Source organism: Ewingella americana ATCC 33852, assembly GCF_000735345.1.
GTDB lineage: Bacteria > Pseudomonadota > Gammaproteobacteria > Enterobacterales > Enterobacteriaceae > Ewingella > Ewingella americana.
Genome location: NZ_JMPJ01000058.1, coordinates 1 through 17,007, shown reverse-complemented (window position 1 = coordinate 17,007; position 17,007 = coordinate 1). Strand labels below are relative to the sequence as shown.

At 54.4% G+C, this 17,007-nt stretch carries 17 protein-coding genes; 15 read left to right on the top strand and 2 right to left on the bottom strand.

The genetic code is table 11. The annotated features are described in order from the left end of the window. Positions 1–23 precede the first annotated feature (23 nt). From pdxB to hisP, 14 genes are all read left to right on the top strand, one after another. Positions 24–1,151, top strand: coding sequence for a 4-phosphoerythronate dehydrogenase PdxB (gene pdxB, locus GEAM_RS12170; protein WP_034791834.1), 1,128 nt, complete (start codon positions 24–26; stop codon positions 1,149–1,151). Between the two features lie 84 nt (positions 1,152–1,235). After that, complete coding sequence (locus tag GEAM_RS12165) at positions 1,236–2,246, top strand: aspartate-semialdehyde dehydrogenase (protein WP_034791833.1); 1,011 nt, start codon at positions 1,236–1,238, stop codon at positions 2,244–2,246. Continuing rightward, the gene (gene truA, locus GEAM_RS12160; RefSeq protein WP_034791831.1) at positions 2,246–3,061 is read left to right on the top strand and encodes a tRNA pseudouridine(38-40) synthase TruA; all 816 of its coding nucleotides are present in this window, start codon (positions 2,246–2,248) and stop codon (positions 3,059–3,061) included. The genes GEAM_RS12165 and truA overlap by 1 nt, the downstream gene beginning before the upstream one ends. Before the next feature lie 59 nt (positions 3,062–3,120). Next, positions 3,121–3,789 (top strand): DedA family protein, encoded by a 669-nt coding sequence (locus tag GEAM_RS12155; protein WP_034791829.1) that lies wholly within the window; start codon positions 3,121–3,123, stop codon positions 3,787–3,789. 254 nt (positions 3,790–4,043) lie between these two features. Further along, entirely contained in the window at positions 4,044–4,961 is a 918-nt protein-coding gene (accD, locus tag GEAM_RS12150; RefSeq protein WP_034791827.1) for an acetyl-CoA carboxylase, carboxyltransferase subunit beta, read from the top strand. 158 nt (positions 4,962–5,119) lie between these two features. Continuing rightward, complete coding sequence (folC, locus tag GEAM_RS12145; protein ID WP_034791825.1) at positions 5,120–6,391, top strand: bifunctional tetrahydrofolate synthase/dihydrofolate synthase; 1,272 nt, start codon at positions 5,120–5,122, stop codon at positions 6,389–6,391. Beyond that, on the top strand, positions 6,384–7,220 hold the full coding sequence (gene dedD / locus GEAM_RS12140; protein ID WP_034791823.1) for a cell division protein DedD: 837 nt from the start codon (positions 6,384–6,386) through the stop codon (positions 7,218–7,220). Before folC ends, dedD begins: the two co-directional genes overlap by 8 nt. Positions 7,221–7,490: 270 nt before the next feature. After that, complete coding sequence (cvpA, locus tag GEAM_RS12135; protein WP_034791821.1) at positions 7,491–7,982, top strand: colicin V production protein; 492 nt, start codon at positions 7,491–7,493, stop codon at positions 7,980–7,982. A gap of 31 nt (positions 7,983–8,013) precedes the next feature. Continuing rightward, entirely contained in the window at positions 8,014–9,531 is a 1,518-nt protein-coding gene (gene purF, locus GEAM_RS12130; protein ID WP_034791819.1) for an amidophosphoribosyltransferase, read from the top strand. A 139-nt stretch (positions 9,532–9,670) separates the two neighbouring features. Beyond that, complete coding sequence (locus GEAM_RS12125) at positions 9,671–10,243, top strand: UbiX family flavin prenyltransferase (protein WP_034791817.1); 573 nt, start codon at positions 9,671–9,673, stop codon at positions 10,241–10,243. A gap of 339 nt (positions 10,244–10,582) precedes the next feature. Beyond that, positions 10,583–11,365 (top strand): lysine/arginine/ornithine ABC transporter substrate-binding protein ArgT, encoded by a 783-nt coding sequence (argT, locus tag GEAM_RS12115; RefSeq protein WP_034791813.1) that lies wholly within the window; start codon positions 10,583–10,585, stop codon positions 11,363–11,365. Between the two features lie 165 nt (positions 11,366–11,530). Further along, complete coding sequence (locus tag GEAM_RS12110; RefSeq protein ID WP_034791811.1) at positions 11,531–12,217, top strand: histidine ABC transporter permease HisQ; 687 nt, start codon at positions 11,531–11,533, stop codon at positions 12,215–12,217. After that, positions 12,214–12,927, top strand: coding sequence for an ABC transporter permease (locus tag GEAM_RS12105; protein ID WP_034791809.1), 714 nt, complete (start codon positions 12,214–12,216; stop codon positions 12,925–12,927). The genes GEAM_RS12110 and GEAM_RS12105 overlap by 4 nt, the downstream gene beginning before the upstream one ends. A 27-nt stretch (positions 12,928–12,954) precedes the next feature. Further along, positions 12,955–13,728 (top strand): histidine ABC transporter ATP-binding protein HisP, encoded by a 774-nt coding sequence (gene hisP / locus GEAM_RS12100; protein WP_034791807.1) that lies wholly within the window; start codon positions 12,955–12,957, stop codon positions 13,726–13,728. A 68-nt stretch (positions 13,729–13,796) separates the two neighbouring features. Here hisP and pepT read toward each other — a convergent pair whose 3' ends face one another. After that, positions 13,797–15,029, bottom strand: coding sequence for a peptidase T (gene pepT, locus GEAM_RS12095; RefSeq protein ID WP_034791805.1), 1,233 nt, complete (start codon positions 15,027–15,029; stop codon positions 13,797–13,799). A gap of 137 nt (positions 15,030–15,166) precedes the next feature. Between pepT and GEAM_RS12090 the strand changes: the two genes are divergently transcribed. Further along, positions 15,167–16,762, top strand: coding sequence for an ABC transporter substrate-binding protein (locus GEAM_RS12090; RefSeq protein ID WP_034791803.1), 1,596 nt, complete (start codon positions 15,167–15,169; stop codon positions 16,760–16,762). Between the two features lie 23 nt (positions 16,763–16,785). Here GEAM_RS12090 and GEAM_RS23370 read toward each other — a convergent pair. After that, positions 16,786–17,007, bottom strand: a 222-nt coding sequence (locus GEAM_RS23370) for a hypothetical protein (RefSeq protein WP_034791801.1), incomplete at its 5' end; no start/stop codon positions are given.

Here is a 17,007-nt window from a genome sequence, read left to right as displayed (position 1 = left end):
GGCACTGCCTGCCGGAGACACACGTGAAAATCCTGGTTGATGAAAATATGCCTTATGCCGTCGAGCTGTTCAGCCGACTGGGCAATGTGCAGGCCGTTCCGGGCCGACCTATTCCGCAAGATGCACTCAATGACGCCGATGCCCTGATGGTGCGCTCGGTGACCAAAGTGAATGAGGCGCTGCTGGCAGGAAAGCCGGTGAAATTCGTGGGCACCGCGACGGCGGGCACTGACCACGTCGATGACGCTTGGCTGCAACAGCAGGGGATTGGCTTCTCCGCCGCGCCGGGCTGTAACGCCATTGCGGTAGTGGAATATGTGTTCTCTTCTTTACTGATTTTGGCCCAGCGCGATGGCTTCCAATTGCGCGACAAAACGGTCGGAATCGTTGGCGTCGGCAATGTGGGGTCGCGTTTGAATGCGCGCCTGCGCGCTCTGGGGATTCGCACCTTGCTGTGCGACCCGCCGCGTGCCGATCGTGGTGATGAAGAGACTTTCTCTTCGCTAGACCAGCTGGTGGCCGAAGCCGATATCTTGACCTTCCACACACCGTTGAACATGTCCGGGCCTTACAGCACGCACCATCTGGTAGACGCCGACCTGCTTGCACGTCTGCCTGCCGATCGTATTTTGATTAACGCCTGTCGTGGCGAAGTGGTGGATAACGCCGCGCTGCTCGACGCGTTGAATGGCTCGAAAAAACTCACCGCCGTGCTGGACGTGTGGGAGCCGGAGCCGGATCTCTCTCTGGCATTGCTAGATAAAGTGGCGATTGGCACGGCGCACATTGCCGGATACAGCCTCGAAGGCAAGGCGCGCGGCACCACTCAGGTGTTCGAAGCATTCAGCCAGTTTATCGGTCAGCCGCAAAAAGTGCCGTTGGAAGAGCTGCTGCCTGCGCCTGAGTTCCCGGTTGTCTCATTCTCCGGCGAACTGAACGAAGCCAGACTGCTGCGACTTATTCACTTAGTGTATGATGTGCGCCGCGATGACGCGCCTCTGCGCCGCGTGGCGGGTAAAGCGGGTGAGTTCGACAAGCTGCGTAAATTCTATGAAGAGCGCCGCGAGTGGTCATCGTTGAAAGTGATTTGCGATAATCCGGCGACCGTCGAGTTACTCAATAAACTCGGTTTTACCGCCGTTCAGGGCTAAGGCCCGGCGCAATTTTCGATTTGAGGGCGGTGAACTACCGCCCCTTTGTATTTCTGTACGATTCATTTTTTGGAGAAGACCAACATGTCTGATGGCTGGAATATTGCGCTGCTTGGCGCCACGGGCGCAGTCGGTGATGCGTTACTGGAGCTGCTGGCCGATCGCCAGTTCCCGGTTGGTGAACTCTTTCCCTTAGCCAGCGAACGCAGCGCGGGCCAAACCGTGCGCTTCAATGGCAAAAGCCTGCGCGTGCAAAACGTTGTCGAGTTTGACTGGTCGCAGGTGCAACTGGCTTTCTTTGTAGCGGGTCACGAAGCTTCGGCGCAGTTTGCCGAAGAAGCCGCCAATCAGGGTTGTCTGGTTATCGACAGCAGCGGCCTATTCGCCATGGAACACGACATTCCGCTGGTGGTGCCGGGGGTTAACCCTGACGCGCTGGCGCATTATCGCAACCGCAACATCGTGGCGGTCGCCGATAGCCTGACCAGCCAGCTGTTAACCGCCATCAAACCTTTGACCGATCAGGCTGGTTTGGCGCGTCTGCACGTTACCTCTCTGCTCTCCGTTTCTGCCTTGGGCAAAGCGGCGGTGGACGATTTGGCCGGGCAGAGCGCGCGCCTGCTCAACGGCATTCCTGCCGAAGAGGGCATCTTCAGCAAGCAGTTGGCTTTCAACCTGTTGCCGCTGTTGAGTGACGAAGAGGGCAGTGTGCGTGAAGAGCGCCGTTTAGTCGATCAAGTGCGCAAAGTGCTGCAAAACGACGGCTTGCCGATTTCCGTCAGTTGCGTCCAGTCGCCGGTGTTTTACGGCCACGCGCAGGTGGTGCATATGGAAGGCTTGCGCCCGCTGTCTGCCGAAGAAGCCCGCACCGAGCTTGAACGCATTGATGATATTAATCTCAGCGAAGAAGACGATTTCCCAACGCAGGTCAGCGACGCCTCTGGCAATGCCAACCTGAGCATCGGCTGTCTGCGCAATGACTACGGTATTCCTGAAGTGGTGCAGTTCTGGTCAGTGGCTGACAACGTGCGCTTCGGCGGCGCGTTGATGGCGGTGGAAACTGCCGAGAAGCTGATTGGGGAGTATTGGTATTAATGTCTGAATTGCCTGCTGCGCCCGTTGCCGGGCGCATTGCATTAGGAATTGAGTACGACGGTAGCGCCTATTATGGCTGGCAGCGCCAGCAAGAGGCGGCCAGCGTTCAGGCTTGTCTGGAAAAAGCCTTAAGCCGCGTGGCGGATGCGCCAATTGTGGTGTTCTGCGCGGGCCGTACTGACGCGGGCGTCAGCGCCACCGGGCAGGTGGTGCATTTCGAGACGCCGGTAATGCGCAAAGAGGCGGCGTGGACCATGGGCGTGAATACCCATTTGCCGAAAAACATCGCCGTACGCTGGATGCACGAGGTGCCGGAGGATTTCCACGCGCGCTTTAGCGCCACCGCGCGCCGCTATCGTTACGTTATCTATAATCATCGCTACCGTTCGGCCATTCTACACAGTGGCATAACTCACGTGCATATGCCGCTGGACGTCGACAAAATGCAGCGTGCCGGTCAGGCGCTGTTGGGTGAAAACGACTTCACGTCGTTTCGCGCCTCGCAGTGCCAGTCGCGCACGCCGTGGCGTTATATGATGCACCTGAACGTCACGCGCCACGGCAATTACGTGGTGGTGGATGTCAAAGCCAACGCCTTTGTTCACCATATGGTGCGTAATATTGTCGGCAGCTTGATTGATATCGGTGCCGGGATCCAGCCTGAAAGCTGGATGGGCGAGCTGTTAGCAGCCAAAGACCGCAATTTGGCGGCTGCTACCGCGCGAGCTGAGGGATTGTACTTAGTCTCAGTGGATTACCCGGAGAAGTTTGGCTTACCCAAAATGACTATGGGGCCGCTGTTCTTAGAAGACTGAAGACGGTTTTCTAGTGATTAACATTGCGCATCGGGCGCTTAAAAAAGGCGATAAATCAAATGGATTTCATCCACCTTGTTATTGATTTCATTTTACATATCGATGTGCACTTGGCCGAGCTGGTTGCTCAGTATGGTGTTTGGGTCTACGGTATCCTGTTCCTGATCTTATTCTGTGAGACAGGGCTGGTGGTCACGCCGTTCCTGCCGGGCGATTCATTACTGTTTGTGGCTGGTGCGCTGGCGGCCTTGCCGGGCAATGATCTGAATGTTCACCTGATGGTGTTCCTGATGGTAGTGGCGGCGATTCTGGGCGATGCGATTAACTATACGATTGGCCGCCTGTTTGGCGAACGTTTGTTCAGCAACCCGAATTCGAAGATTTTCCGCCGTAGTTATTTGGATCAAACACACAAGTTTTACGAGAAACATGGCGGCAAAACGATTATTCTTGCGCGCTTTGTCCCAATCGTACGAACTTTTGCACCCTTCGTTGCGGGTATGGGGCGCATGTCGTATCGCCACTTTGCGGCTTATAACGTGATTGGTGCGCTAGTTTGGGTGCTGTTATTTACCTATGCTGGCTACCTTTTCGGCAACGTGCCGGTGGTTCAGGAAAATCTGAAATTATTGATCGTGGCGATCATTGTGCTGTCGATTCTGCCGGGTGTGATTGAAATTTGGCGCCACAAACGTGCGGCAGCCAAGGAAAAGCGTCAGCAAGGCTAGCCTTAAGGCAGCAAAGCTGGGAAATATAAAGAGATTAAACCAGAGGGTTCGACCAGTTTTTTATCCACAGCGTCGGGCCGTTATGGTTTAATGAGCGACATTTATGGTCTGTTCCTGCGAACAACCCTTCCGTTTTGCATGGTGAATGCCACTGGGCATCAGTGCTGGCGGGTGATTTTGGGTAGGTTTCAGGGGACTTGTTACAGCATGAACAGCGGACTGGCTTCGGCCGGGTTCAAACAGAAAGGTTATCGATGAGCTGGATTGAACGAATTCTTAATAAGAGCAACGTCTCGCAAACCCGTAAGGCAAGCATTCCTGAGGGTGTCTGGACTAAGTGTGACAGCTGCGGTCAGGTACTTTACCGCGCCGAGTTGGAACGCAATCTCATGGTTTGCCCAAAGTGCGACCATCACATGCGCATGTCTGCGCGTATGCGCCTCTTCACCTTTATGGATGAAGGCAGCGAGGTTGAATTAGGCAGCGAGCTTGAGCCTAAAGATGTTCTGAAGTTTAAAGATTCCAAAAAATACAAAGACCGTCTGGTCGCAGCACAGAAAGAAACTGACGAAAAAGACGCCATGGTTGTCATGAAAGGCACCCTGTACGGCATGCCAATCGTCGTTGCGGCTTTTGAATTTGCCTTCATGGGCGGTTCAATGGCTTCTGTTGTTGGCGCGCGTTTCGTTCGTGCGGTAGAGCAGGCGTTGGAAGACAATTGCCCGCTGGTTTGTTTCTCAGCCAGTGGTGGTGCGCGTATGCAAGAAGCGCTGATGTCCCTGATGCAGATGGCGAAAACCAGTGCAGCTCTGGCGAAATTACAGGAACGCGGCCTGCCGTACATTTCTGTAATGACTGACCCAACCATGGGCGGCGTGTCGGCGAGTCTGGCAATGCTGGGCGATATCAACGTGGCTGAGCCAAAAGCGCTGATCGGCTTTGCTGGCCCACGCGTTATCGAACAAACCGTTCGTGAAAAACTGCCGCCGGGCTTCCAGCGCAGTGAGTTCCTGATTGAGAAGGGCGCTATCGACATGATCGTTCGCCGTCCTGATCTGCGACCTAAATTGGGCAGCGTGCTGGCCAAATTAACCGGTCAACCTGAGCCTAAAGTGGACGTGGTTCAGGCTGCTGTCAGCGGCAACGCGGCTGACAACCATCAGGATGCCTGATTAGTCTGAGATGAGGCCGGTCGGTCATTTCAAGCGTGCGGGAACACTCGCACGCTTTGCTCCACGGGCCGTGTCTCATCTGGTTTGTAGTCTTGCTGCAACTTCAATGACTTTGGGTATAGTGTCGAAGTGAACCTAACATTGGCTGAACGAGACTCATGCAGAATCAACCTATTCCCCAAGCCACGTCGCCTTTGGCCGCGTGGCTTTATTATCTCGAAAATCTCCATTCTCAAGTGATAGAGCTGGGTCTCAAGCGTGTCAAAGCGGTCGCCGCTAAGCTCGACTTGCTGCAACCCGCACCTTTTGTCATCACTGTCGCCGGCACCAATGGCAAGGGCACCACCTGCCGCACGCTGGAAGCTATCTTAATGGCTGCGGGTTTGCGCGTCGGCGTCTACAGTTCACCTCATTTGGTTCGCTACACCGAGCGGGTCAGAATTCAGGGTGAAGAGCTGCCAGAACAAGCACATTGCCAATCTTTTGCTACGCTTGAAGCCGGGCGAGGTGAGATTCCTCTGACCTATTTCGAGTACGGCACCGTCTCCGCTTTGCAGCTGTTTAAGAACGCCAAACTGGACGTGGTTATCCTCGAAGTGGGCCTTGGCGGGCGCCTTGACGCCACCAATATCGTCGATGCCAACGTGGCCGTGGTGACCAGCATCGCGCTGGACCACACTGACTGGTTAGGGTCAGACCGCGAAAGTATTGGCCGCGAAAAAGCCGGCGTGTTCCGGGGGCAAACGCCCGCCGTGGTTGGCGAGCCTGATATGCCACAGTCGATTGCTGACGTGGCCGCAGAGAAGGGTTCCGAGCTGTATCGCGTGGGTGAAAATTGGCGCTACGCTGTGCAAGGCGATAGCTGGAGCTGGCAGGCCGCCGAGGGCAAGCTGCTGGCTAATCTGCCGATGCCCAACGTTCCGCTCGCTAATGCCGCGACCGCGCTGGCGGCCTTGCATTTCAGTAAGTTAGAGGTTGCCGAAGAGGCGATTCGACGTGGCTTGCAGCAGGCACAGTTGCCAGGCCGTTTCCAGACGGTAAGCGAGTCGCCGCGTCTGATTTTGGATGTTGCGCATAATCCGCACGCCGCGGCTTATCTGGCTGGGCGTTTATCCGAATTGCCACGCAACGGCGGGAAAGTGCGCGCGGTAGTCGGTATGCTGCATGATAAAGATATTGCGGGTACTCTGGCTTGCCTTTCGCCACAAGTGGATTTTTGGTACTGCGCGCCGCTCGAAGGGCCGCGCGGTGCCAGTGTAGAAGAACTCTCTGTGCATCTGACGCAAGCGTATCAGTTCACGGATGTGGTTTGCGCCTGGCAGCAGGCGATGCAGGATGCTGATAGTCAGGATATTGTGATTGTCTGCGGATCATTTCATACCGTAGCGCACGTGATGGCTGCTTTAGACGCGGGGAAAACCAGTGGCTAGTAAGTTTCAAAATCGTCTGGTCGGAACGGTTATTTTGGTGGCGCTCGGCGTGATCATTTTACCCGGCCTGCTCGATGGCAAGAAAAAGCATTATGAAGATGAATTTGCTTCCATTCCGCTGGTTCCAAAGCCGGGTGACGCGCCAGAACAAGGGGACGTGCCGCCGCCGGTGACGCAATCTCTGCCAGCCCAGCCGCCGGAAGGCGCGAGCGATGCCGTGAAGGGGCAGGGGAATATCGCCTCACAGCCAGCCAATAGCGGCCAGGAATTGCCTGATGACACCGACGCACAGCCGGACGAGCCGGTCGTCGCGCCAGTCACCAAGCGCCCTGAGCAGCCGAAAGCGACGCAGCAGACGCACCAGACCCAAACCAAGCCGAAGGCCATTGAGTCTAAGCCAATGGTGGAAGCGAAACCGGTCGAGAAGCCAAAGCCGGTTGAAAAGCCGAAACCAAAACCGGTTGAAAGCAAACCTGTAGAGCAGCCGAAGGCGGTCGAGCAACCGAAAGCCGTTGAGCAGCCAAAAGCGGCGGAAACGCCGAAAGCTGAAAGCAAGCCGCAGGCGGAAGAGAAAGCGCCAAGTGGTCAGGCTTATATCGTCCAGCTCGGTGCGTTGAAGAATGCCGCCAAGGCCAGCGAGATTGTCGCGAACCTGCGCCTGTCGGGCTATCGCGCTTACACCGTGCCAAGTACGCCGGTGCAGGGGCAGATAACGCGCGTGTTCGTCGGCCCGGATGCTTCGAAGCAAAAACTCGAGGCTTCTCTGCCGCAGCTTAACCAGATCAGCGGGTTAAGCGGACAAGTGCGTTCTTACAGCGCAGGGAAGTAAACCTACATTGTTGGCACTCTGGTTGCGCCAATGACTGGGTTTAGATCTTGAGAAATAATCGGAAAGGGCACGCGTTTTGTGCCCTTTTTCTATAAGATTCTGAGGTCGGAATTTTATAGGTTTCTGCGATGATTGAGGTTTTTTTCATCGCTGTTAATAATTTTCCTAACCCGCAGATTTCCCCTACGCAAACGTTTTCTTTTTCTGTTAGAATTCGCCGCGAAATGGATAGGAGACGGGTTTTACTGGTCTACACATTGGAATACGTTAATGGTCTGGATTGATTACGTCATTATTGCGGTAATTGGGTTTTCTGCTTTAGTTAGCCTGATCCGGGGTTTTGTTCGCGAGGCCTTATCACTGGTAACTTGGGCTTGCGCCTTCTTCGTTGCCAGCCATTATTACCCCTATCTCGCCATCTATTTCACACGTTTCGAAGATGAATTAGTTCGAAACGGGATCGCAATTGCCATCTTGTTCATCGCGACGTTGATCGTAGGTGCAATTGTCAACTATGTGATTGGTTCACTGGTTGAGCGAACCGGGTTATCCGGCACAGACAGAGTGCTAGGCGTGTGTTTCGGCGCACTGCGTGGCGTACTGATTGTTTCCGCGATGTTGTTCTTCCTGGATACCTTTACCGGCTTTTCACAAAGTGAGGACTGGAAACAGTCTCAGTTGATCCCACAGTTCAGTTATATCATCAGGTGGTTCTTTGACTACCTACAGAGCACGTCGAGTTTCTTGCCAAAACATCTCTAGTTTTTGGCAGCGCTGATGAGGAAAAGACAACATGTGCGGTATTGTCGGTATCGCCGGTTTTGCGCCGGTAAACCAGTCGATTTATGATGCGTTAACGGTGTTACAACACCGTGGGCAAGATGCTGCGGGCATCGTCACCATTGATGCTAATAACAACTTCCGTTTACGGAAAGCCAATGGTCTGGTGAGAGATGTATTCGAAGCACGCCATATGCAACGCTTGCAGGGCAACATGGGTATTGGGCATGTTCGCTACCCTACGGCTGGCAGTTCTAGCGCTTCTGAAGCTCAACCTTTCTACGTCAACTCACCGTTCGGCATCACCTTGGCCCACAACGGTAACCTGACCAACGCTCACGAATTGAGAAGTAACCTGTTCGAAGGCCAACGCCGCCACGTTAACACCACTTCTGATTCTGAAATTCTGCTCAATATTCTGGCCAGTGAACTCGACCGTTTCCAGCACTACCCGCTGGAAGCTGATAACGTGTTTGCTGCCGTATCCGCCATGAACCTGAAAATCCGCGGTGCTTATGCATGCGTCGCGATGATCATCGGTCACGGCATGCTGGCGTTCCGCGACCCGCACGGGATCCGCCCGCTGGTTATCGGCAAACGCACTCTGGAAGATGGCCGCAATGAGTACATGGTGGCATCGGAGAGCGTGGCGCTCGACACCTTAGGTTTTGAGTTCCTGCGCGACGTCGCGCCGGGCGAAGCGGTGTACATCACCGAAAAAGGCCAGCTGTTCACCCGCCTGTGTGCTGAAAACCCTCAGTACAATCCATGTCTGTTCGAATACGTCTATTTCGCACGTCCGGACTCTTTCATTGACAAGATTTCCGTTTACAGCGCACGTGTTCGCATGGGCGAGAAGCTGGGCGCGAAAATTGCTCGTGAGTGGGAAGATTTGGATATCGACGTGGTCATTCCTATTCCGGAAACCTCTTGCGATATCGCGCTGGAAATCGCCCGTATCCTCGACAAGCCTTATCGTCAGGGCTTCGTGAAGAACCGCTACGTAGGCCGTACCTTTATCATGCCGGGCCAGCAGGAGCGCCGTAAGTCGGTGCGCCGCAAGCTCAACGCCAACCGTGCTGAGTTCCGCGATAAAAACGTGCTGCTGGTGGATGACTCCATCGTGCGCGGTACCACTTCGCAACAAATCGTTGAGATGGCGCGCGAAGCCGGGGCAAAACGTGTTTATCTGGCCTCTGCGGCTCCAGAAATTCGTTTCCCGAACGTTTACGGTATCGACATGCCAAGCGCCAACGAGCTGATTGCTCACGGTCGTGAAGTCAGTGAAATCAACCAGATGATTGGCGCCGACGCGTTGATCTTCCAAGACTTGAGCGACCTGATTGCGGCAGTAAAAGAAGATAACGTAGATATCGAGCAGTTCGAATGTTCGGTGTTTGATGGCGTTTACGTCACCAAAGATGTGGATCAGAACTACCTCGAATATCTCGAAGCCCTGCGCAACGATGATGCTCAGGCATTACGCGGCCAGCAGGAAGCTGAGAATCTGGAAATGCACAACGAAGGCTAAGTTTCGCCAAGGTAAGCTCTAACAGAGCCATGCCAAGTTGTCGCCGCTATCACGCACCCGTCCAATTCATCTTGGGCGGGTGCGTTTTTTTATGTCAGTATTGGCGCTGAATTCAGTGCAACTTTCCAGAGGCAGTCTCATGAAACGACTTATTGTCGGCATTTCCGGCGCGAGTGGCGCAATTTTTGGTGTTCGGCTTCTTCAGGTGCTGCAAAGCGTGCCGGAGATCGAAACCCATCTGGTGATGAGCAACGCCGCCCGCCAGACCTTAACGCTGGAAACCGATTTAACGCTGCGCGAAGTGCAGCAACTGGCCGACGTCGTCCATGATTCCCGTGATATTGCCGCCAGCATCTCTTCTGGCTCATTCCGCACCGGGGGGATGGTCATCCTGCCGTGCTCGATCAAAACCCTGTCTGGCATCGTCAATGGCTATACCGACGGCCTGCTGACCCGCGCCGCCGACGTGGTGCTGAAAGAGAGCCGCCGTCTGGTGCTGTGCGTGCGCGAAACCCCGCTGCACCTTGGGCATTTGCGCTTAATGACCCAAGCCGCCGAGCTTGGCGCGGTGATTATGCCGCCGGTTCCGGCGTTTTATCATCGGCCAACCAGCGTCGATGACATCATCAATCAGACCGTGAATCGGGTGATTGATCAATTTGACATAGAGCTGCCGGAAGATCTTTTTGTTCGATGGCAGGGCAGCCGCTAGTCGTTCTTCACCATTTACGCCCACCTTTTGCACAAATTGATAACATTGCACCAAAATCAAACATTGCCTGTTTCATTTTGGTGCATTTTTATTGCAATCTGTTCCTGTGCTTTATTCATCTTGCTGATTTCCAGAACTATCTTGATGCATTTTTAATCGCATCGGGCGAGCAATGACCGGTTAACCCATCCGGAACACAATCGGCATGAAAACTGCATAGTAAAATCAGGGGGATTCCTCTCTCCCGCCTGATAAATAAGCTGCAAACATAATAAAAAGACGTTCAATCACAACAGAAACGACCAACCACAACAGACGATTAATGACTGAGGGTAATGTATGAAAAAGTTGTTCAAGGTTCTTCCTCTGGTTTTGGTTTTAGCCAGCGCAAGTAGCGCTTTCGCAGCTGCTCCGACAGCAATCAAGATCGGCACAGACCCGACTTATGCCCCGTTTGAATCCAAAGACTCCAGCGGCAAACTGGTTGGCTTCGACATCGATTTAGCCAATGAGATGTGCAAACGCGCAGAAATCAAATGTACCTTCGTCGAAAGTGACTTTGATGCGCTGATCCCATCGCTGAAAGCCAAGAAAATCGACGCCATCATCTCCTCGCTGTCTATCACCGAGAAGCGCCAGCTGGAGATCGACTTCACTGAGAAACTCTACGCGGCTAACGCCCGTCTGATCGCGCCAAAAGGCACCAAACTGGTTCCTACTCTGGACGCGCTGAAAGGCAAAAACGTTGGCGTGCTGCAAGGTTCAACTCAGGAAGCTTATGCTAATGCCGAGTGGCAGCCAAAAGGCGTGAACGTGGTGGCTTACCAGAACCAAGACCTGATCTATGCAGACTTGGCTTCAGGCCGCCTTGACGCCGCCTTCCAAGACGAAGTCGCAGGCAGCGAAGGCTTCCTGAAACAGGCTCCGGGTAAAGATTACGTGTTCGCTGGCCCATCAGTGAAAGATGATAAATTCTTTGGCGTGGGTACCGGTATGGGCCTTCGTAAAGACGACGGCGACCTGAAAGCCGCGTTGAACAAAGCCTTTGACTCAATGCGTAAAGACGGGACTTACGACAAACTGGCGAAGAAATACTTCGACTTCAACGTCTACGGCGACTAACCCTTAGCCTGATGATGCTCGCGGCCTGCCGTCAGGGTAGGCCGCACTCAGCCATAAAATTGTATTTTGGTCTGTATAAAAGTTGTCTGTATCACAGTTGTCTGCGTAACAGTGTCAGCATAACGATAACCTGCGACAGATGTCGGTCAAAGACAGGAAAAAAGCATGCTATACGGGTATTCCCAAGTCATCATTCAGGGCACTTTAGTTACGCTTGAGCTGGCGATCTCCTCAGTTCTGCTGGCGGTGGTCATTGGCCTTATCGGGGCCGGTGGCAAGCTCTCAAAAAGTCGTCTTATTTCCGGGATCTTCGGCTGCTACACCACGCTCATCCGCGGTGTGCCGGACTTGGTTCTGATGTTATTAATCTTCTACGGGTTACAAATCGTCCTCAACAGCCTGACTGAGTCACTGGGCATGGCGCAGATTGATATCGATCCGCTCAGCGCCGGTATCATCACGCTCGGCTTTATCTATGGCGCTTACTTCACCGAAACCTTCCGTGGTGCCTTTATGGCCGTGCCTCGCGGGCAAATTGAAGCCGCCACCGCCTTTGGTTTCAGCGGCGGGCAGATTTTCCGCCGGATCCTGTTCCCCGCCATGATGCGCTTCGCCTTACCGGGCATTGGCAACAACTGGCAGGTTATCCTCAAGGCGACCGCGCTGGTCTCCCTGCTTGGCCTGAATGACGTGGTGAAAGCCACGGTGCTGGCGGGTAAGGGCACTTATCAACCTTTCTATTTCGCCATCGTTGCCGGGGTGATTTATCTGGTGTTTACCACGGTTTCTAACGGTGTGCTGCTCTGGCTTGAACGCCGCTATTCGCTGGGTGTGAAGAGGGCGGACCTATGATTGAGATCCTGCAACAATATGGCATGTCGCTGCTCTACAGCGATGGCTACCGTTTTACCGGGCTGGCGGTGACGCTGTGGCTGCTGATTAGCTCAGTGGTGATGGGCGGCCTGCTGGCGGTGCCGATGGCCGTCGGGCGCGTGTCGTCGAATAAATTTATTCGTCTGCCTATCTGGCTCTACACCTACGTGTTTCGCGGCACGCCGCTTTATGTGCAGCTGCTGGTGTTTTACTCCGGCATGTACAGTTTGGAGATCGTGCGCGGGACGGACTTCCTCAACGCCTTCTTCCGTAGCGGCCTGAACTGTACGATTTTGGCGCTGACACTCAACACCTGCGCGTACACCACCGAGATTTTCGCCGGTGCCATTCGCGCAGTGCCGCACGGCGAGATTGAGGCTGCCAACGCTTACGGTTTCTCACGCTTCAAGCTCTATACCTGCATCATTTTGCCTTCGGCGCTGCGCACGGCTCTGCCTGCTTACAGTAACGAAGTGATCCTGATGCTGCACTCCACGGCGCTGGCGTTTACCGCCACTGTCCCGGATGTCTTGAAGATTGCCCGTGACATTAACTCGGCGACCTATCAGCCGTTTTACGCCTTCGGCATCGCGGCGGTGATTTACCTGTGCATCTCCTTCGTATTGATTGGTCTGTTCCGTTTGGCGGAAAGACGCTGGCTGGCGCACGTTAAGCCTCAAGCTCACTAATAAGTATTATTTTGCGGATATAACACTATGCCAGACAACAAATTAGCGGTTATCGACCTGCACAAACGCTACGGCGAACATGAAGTTTTGAAAGGCGTGTCGCTCTCCGCCAACGCCGGTGACGTGATAAGCATTATTGGATCCTCTGGTTCGGGTAAAAGTACTTTCCTGCGCTGCATTAACTTCCTTGAGAAGCCGAGCGAAGGCTCGATCAGCGTCAATAATCAGGACATCCGGATGGTGCGCGACACCGACGGTCAGCTGAAAGTCTTCGACAAGAAGCAGCTTCAGCTGCTGCGCACCAAGCTGACCATGGTATTTCAGCACTTCAACCTGTGGAGCCACATGACAGTGCTGGAAAACGTCATGGAGGCGCCAATCCAAGTGCTAGGACTGAGCAAAGCCGAAGCCCGCGAGCGCGCGGTGAAGTATCTCGACAAAGTGGGTATCGACGCCCGCGCTCAGGGGAAATACCCGGTTAACCTTTCGGGCGGTCAGCAGCAGCGCGTGTCTATCGCCCGTGCGCTGGCGATGGAGCCTGAAGTGTTGCTGTTCGACGAGCCAACCTCGGCGCTGGACCCCGAGCTGGTGGGCGAAGTCTTGCGCATCATGCAGAAGCTGGCGGAAGAGGGCAAAACCATGGTGGTGGTGACGCACGAGATGGAGTTTGCTCGTCACGTTTCCAGCCACGTGATCTTCTTGCATCAGGGCGTGATTGAAGAGCAGGGCAATCCGGCAGATGTGTTCGGCAGCCCGAAATCTGCGCGTTTGCAGCAGTTCTTGTCAGGTGCTCTGAAGTAATAGCTGGAAGTAAGAAAGTAGAAGTAACAAAAGCGTCCTCCCCGGCTGAAGGGGAGGACCTTGCTGCATTAGCCTTTGGCGGCCAGCAGGCAGAGTTGCACGGTCAGTTCGTAAGACTTCACGAAGGAGCTGACGGGCAGGAACTCATACTTAGAGTGGAAGTTGTGCGCGCCGGTGAAGTAGTTTGGCGTCAGCAAGCCTTTCGCTGACAGCGCCGCGCCGTCGGTGCCGCCGCGCATTGGAATCACCTTCGGCTCCACGCCAATCTGTTGTAAACCGGCGAAAATCAGGTCGATAGCGCGACGGTCTTCGCCAATGGCGCTGCTGATATTGCTGTAGGTATCGCTGATTTCTACCGAGACTTTAGCCGTCGGGTATTTGGCCTGGATCTCTTTCGCCACTTGCTGAATTTTTACTTTTCGCGCCGCAAAGCTGTCGCTGTCGAAGTCGCGAATAGAGGCTTTAAGCTCCGCGCCTTGCTGGGTGGCGCTCATGCCGTTGAACCAGATATAGCCTTCGCGGCCTTCGGTGTTTTCCGGCGTTTCGGCACGGTCAAACTGGCTGATGAAGTCGTGAGCCATTAACAGTGGGTTGACCAGCACGCCTTTGGCGGACATTGGGTGGGCGGTCACGCCGGTGAAGCTGATGTCTACCGCCGCCGCGTTGAAGTTCTCATACACCACTTCGCCCAATTCGCAGCAGTCGATGGTGTAAGCGAAATCCACGTCGAAACGCGCCAGATCCAGCGCCTTCGCGCCGCGCAGGCCAATTTCTTCATCTGGCACGAAGGCCACGACGATATCGCCATACTGCTGGTCGTCACGCAGGTTTTCCAGCAGGGTCATTACCACGGTGACGGCGGCTTTATTGTCCGCGCCGAGCACGCTGGTGCCGTCGCTAAAAATAATCTCCTGACCTTTGTACGGCAAAATCTCCGGGCGCTCAGACGGGCGTAGCCAGATATCTTTTTCTTTATTCAGGCAGACGTCGTCGCCAGTGAAGGTCAGGGTTTGCGGGTGAATGTCCGGGCTGAGGCCGACGTCCACGGTATCAATATGGGTGATGAAGCCAATGCGCGGCCCGCCTTGCTTGGTGCCCGGCTTAACGGCGGTGACGGTGGCGTGTTCATCAATTTGAATATTTTGCAGGCCCAGCGTTTTGAGTTCGTCGGCGAGTAATTTCGCCAGTGTGTGCTGGCCCGGCGTGCTTGGAAGGGTAGTAGCGTGGGCATCACTTTGCGTGCTCACTGACAGGTAACGAAAGAAACGTTCGGTAAGCTGTTTTTCGATTGTTGTCGACATTATGACCCCTAAGTTTGCTTACATAGAAGATTTTCATATATAACAGAGAATTACTAGCTGTTGCCTGAATGTTAATCTGTTTTTAAAAGATGCACCACGAAGAATAAGCGTTATTAAACACAACGACAGGGAAAACCATGAAACACAACATCCTCAAAATAAGTGCCGGTTTACTGGCCTTGGCGGTGACGGGCGGCGTGTCCGCCAAGACCTTAGTCTATTGCTCAGAAGGCTCGCCAGAGCAGTTCAACCCACAGCTTTACACCTCGGGAACTTCGGTAGACGCCAGCGCGGTGCCTATCTATAACCGTCTGGTCGATTTCAAAGCCGGCACCACTGATTTAGTGCCGAGCCTTGCCGAAAGTTGGGACATCAGCCCGGACGGCAAAACCTACACTTTCCACCTGCGTAAAGGGGTGAAATTCCAGAGCAGCAAGATTTTCACGCCAACCCGTGACTTCAACGCTGACGATGTCATTTTCTCCTTCATGCGCCAGAAAGACGAAAATAACCCTTACCACAAGGTGTCGGGCGGGACTTATCTCAACTTCGACAGCCTGAAGATGGGTGACCTGATTGGCAGTATCGACAAGGTGGATGACTACACGGTTCGTTTCAATCTGACCCGCCCGGAAGCCCCGTTTGTGGCTGATTTGGCGTGGTATTTCGCCTCTATCCTCTCGGCGGAATATGCCGACCAGATGCTGAAAGCCGGTACGCCAGAAAAAGTCGACATGAACCCTATCGGCACCGGCCCGTTCGAACTGGTGCAGTACCAGAAAGACACTCGTCTGCTGTACAAAGCTTTCCCGGAATACTGGCAGGGCAAGTCGAAAATCGACCGTCTGGTTTACACCATCACGCCTGATGCCTCGATGCGTCTTGCCAAGCTGGAGAAGAATGAGTGTCAGGTGATGCCATTCCCCAATCCGGCTGATTTGGACCGGATGCGCGCCAACAAAGACATTAATCTGATGAGCAAGTCTGGGCTGAATACCGGCTTCCTGTCCTTCAATACCCAAAAGCCGCCGTTGGATAATGTGAAAGTGCGCCAGGCGCTGAGCATGGCGATCAACAAGCCGCAAATCATCGAAGCCGTGTTTCAGGGTACCGGGACAGTAGCTAAAACGCTGCTGCCGACCGGCGTCTGGGGCTATAACGATAAAGTGGCGGATTACGATTTCTCACCAGAGAAAGCCAAGGCGCTGTTAGCCGAAGCCGGTTTCCCGAATGGTTTTGATATCGACCTGTGGGCGATGCCGGTTCAGCGCCCATACAACCCAAATGCCCGCCGCATGGCCGAGATGATCCAGTCCGACTGGGCGAAGATTGGCGTGAAGGCGCACATCGTGAGCTACGAGTGGGGCGAGTATCAGACCCGCATCCGCAACGGCGAGCACATGGCCGCGCTGATGGGCTGGACCACCGCCAACGGCGACCCGGACAACTTCTTCGGCCCGCTGTACACCTGTAACGCTGCCAAAGGCGGTTCTAACTCGGCCAAGTGGTGCTATCCGCCATTCGATAAGTTAATCACCGAAGCCAAAGAGACCACCGATCACGACAAGCGCGTCGCGCTGTACGAAGAAGCCCAACAGATGATGCACGACCAAGCTCCAGCCGTGTTCATCGCCCACTCGACGATTTTCGAACCAGTTCGCAAAGAGGTGAGCGGGTACGAGGTCGACCCGTTTGGGAAACATATTTTCTATCAGACGGACATTAAGGAGTAGGAAAGAGGGCGGCTTTCGGGGCGCTAACTTTTGGGCTGCTGCCCTGACCTGCTTTTTAAATCTTTAAATTCAACTTCAAAACCGTGGGCGTCGGCCCACACCGACCAAGGGAGGCGTAAACGCGCCTCCCTTGGAACCCTGCGTTTTTTCTGCTGTGCGATCGAGGCTTCGCAGGGTTGGAACGGACGTGTTTCAGCGGCTTCAGCGCTCGTCGCGAAGTGCCGCCGCTTAGGCGGTTCCCTCGC

Bases quoted from the DNA above. Each gene is read 5' to 3' on its own strand.
- GEAM_RS12090 (WP_034791803.1), top strand. From the start codon at position 15,167: ATGAAACACAACATCCTCAAAATAAGTGCCGGTTTACTGGCCTTGGCG.
- cvpA (WP_034791821.1), top strand. From the start codon at position 7,491: ATGGTCTGGATTGATTACGTCATTATTGCGGTAATTGGGTTTTCTGCT.
- folC (WP_034791825.1), top strand. From the start codon at position 5,120: ATGCAGAATCAACCTATTCCCCAAGCCACGTCGCCTTTGGCCGCGTGG.
- GEAM_RS12110 (WP_034791811.1), top strand. From the start codon at position 11,531: ATGCTATACGGGTATTCCCAAGTCATCATTCAGGGCACTTTAGTTACG.
- GEAM_RS12155 (WP_034791829.1), top strand. From the start codon at position 3,121: ATGGATTTCATCCACCTTGTTATTGATTTCATTTTACATATCGATGTG.
- GEAM_RS12165 (WP_034791833.1), top strand. From the start codon at position 1,236: ATGTCTGATGGCTGGAATATTGCGCTGCTTGGCGCCACGGGCGCAGTC.
- argT (WP_034791813.1), top strand. From the start codon at position 10,583: ATGAAAAAGTTGTTCAAGGTTCTTCCTCTGGTTTTGGTTTTAGCCAGC.
- GEAM_RS12105 (WP_034791809.1), top strand. From the start codon at position 12,214: ATGATTGAGATCCTGCAACAATATGGCATGTCGCTGCTCTACAGCGAT.
- hisP (WP_034791807.1), top strand. From the start codon at position 12,955: ATGCCAGACAACAAATTAGCGGTTATCGACCTGCACAAACGCTACGGC.
- purF (WP_034791819.1), top strand. From the start codon at position 8,014: ATGTGCGGTATTGTCGGTATCGCCGGTTTTGCGCCGGTAAACCAGTCG.
- GEAM_RS12125 (WP_034791817.1), top strand. From the start codon at position 9,671: ATGAAACGACTTATTGTCGGCATTTCCGGCGCGAGTGGCGCAATTTTT.
- pepT (WP_034791805.1), bottom strand. From the start codon at position 15,029: ATGTCGACAACAATCGAAAAACAGCTTACCGAACGTTTCTTTCGTTAC.
- truA (WP_034791831.1), top strand. From the start codon at position 2,246: ATGTCTGAATTGCCTGCTGCGCCCGTTGCCGGGCGCATTGCATTAGGA.
- accD (WP_034791827.1), top strand. From the start codon at position 4,044: ATGAGCTGGATTGAACGAATTCTTAATAAGAGCAACGTCTCGCAAACC.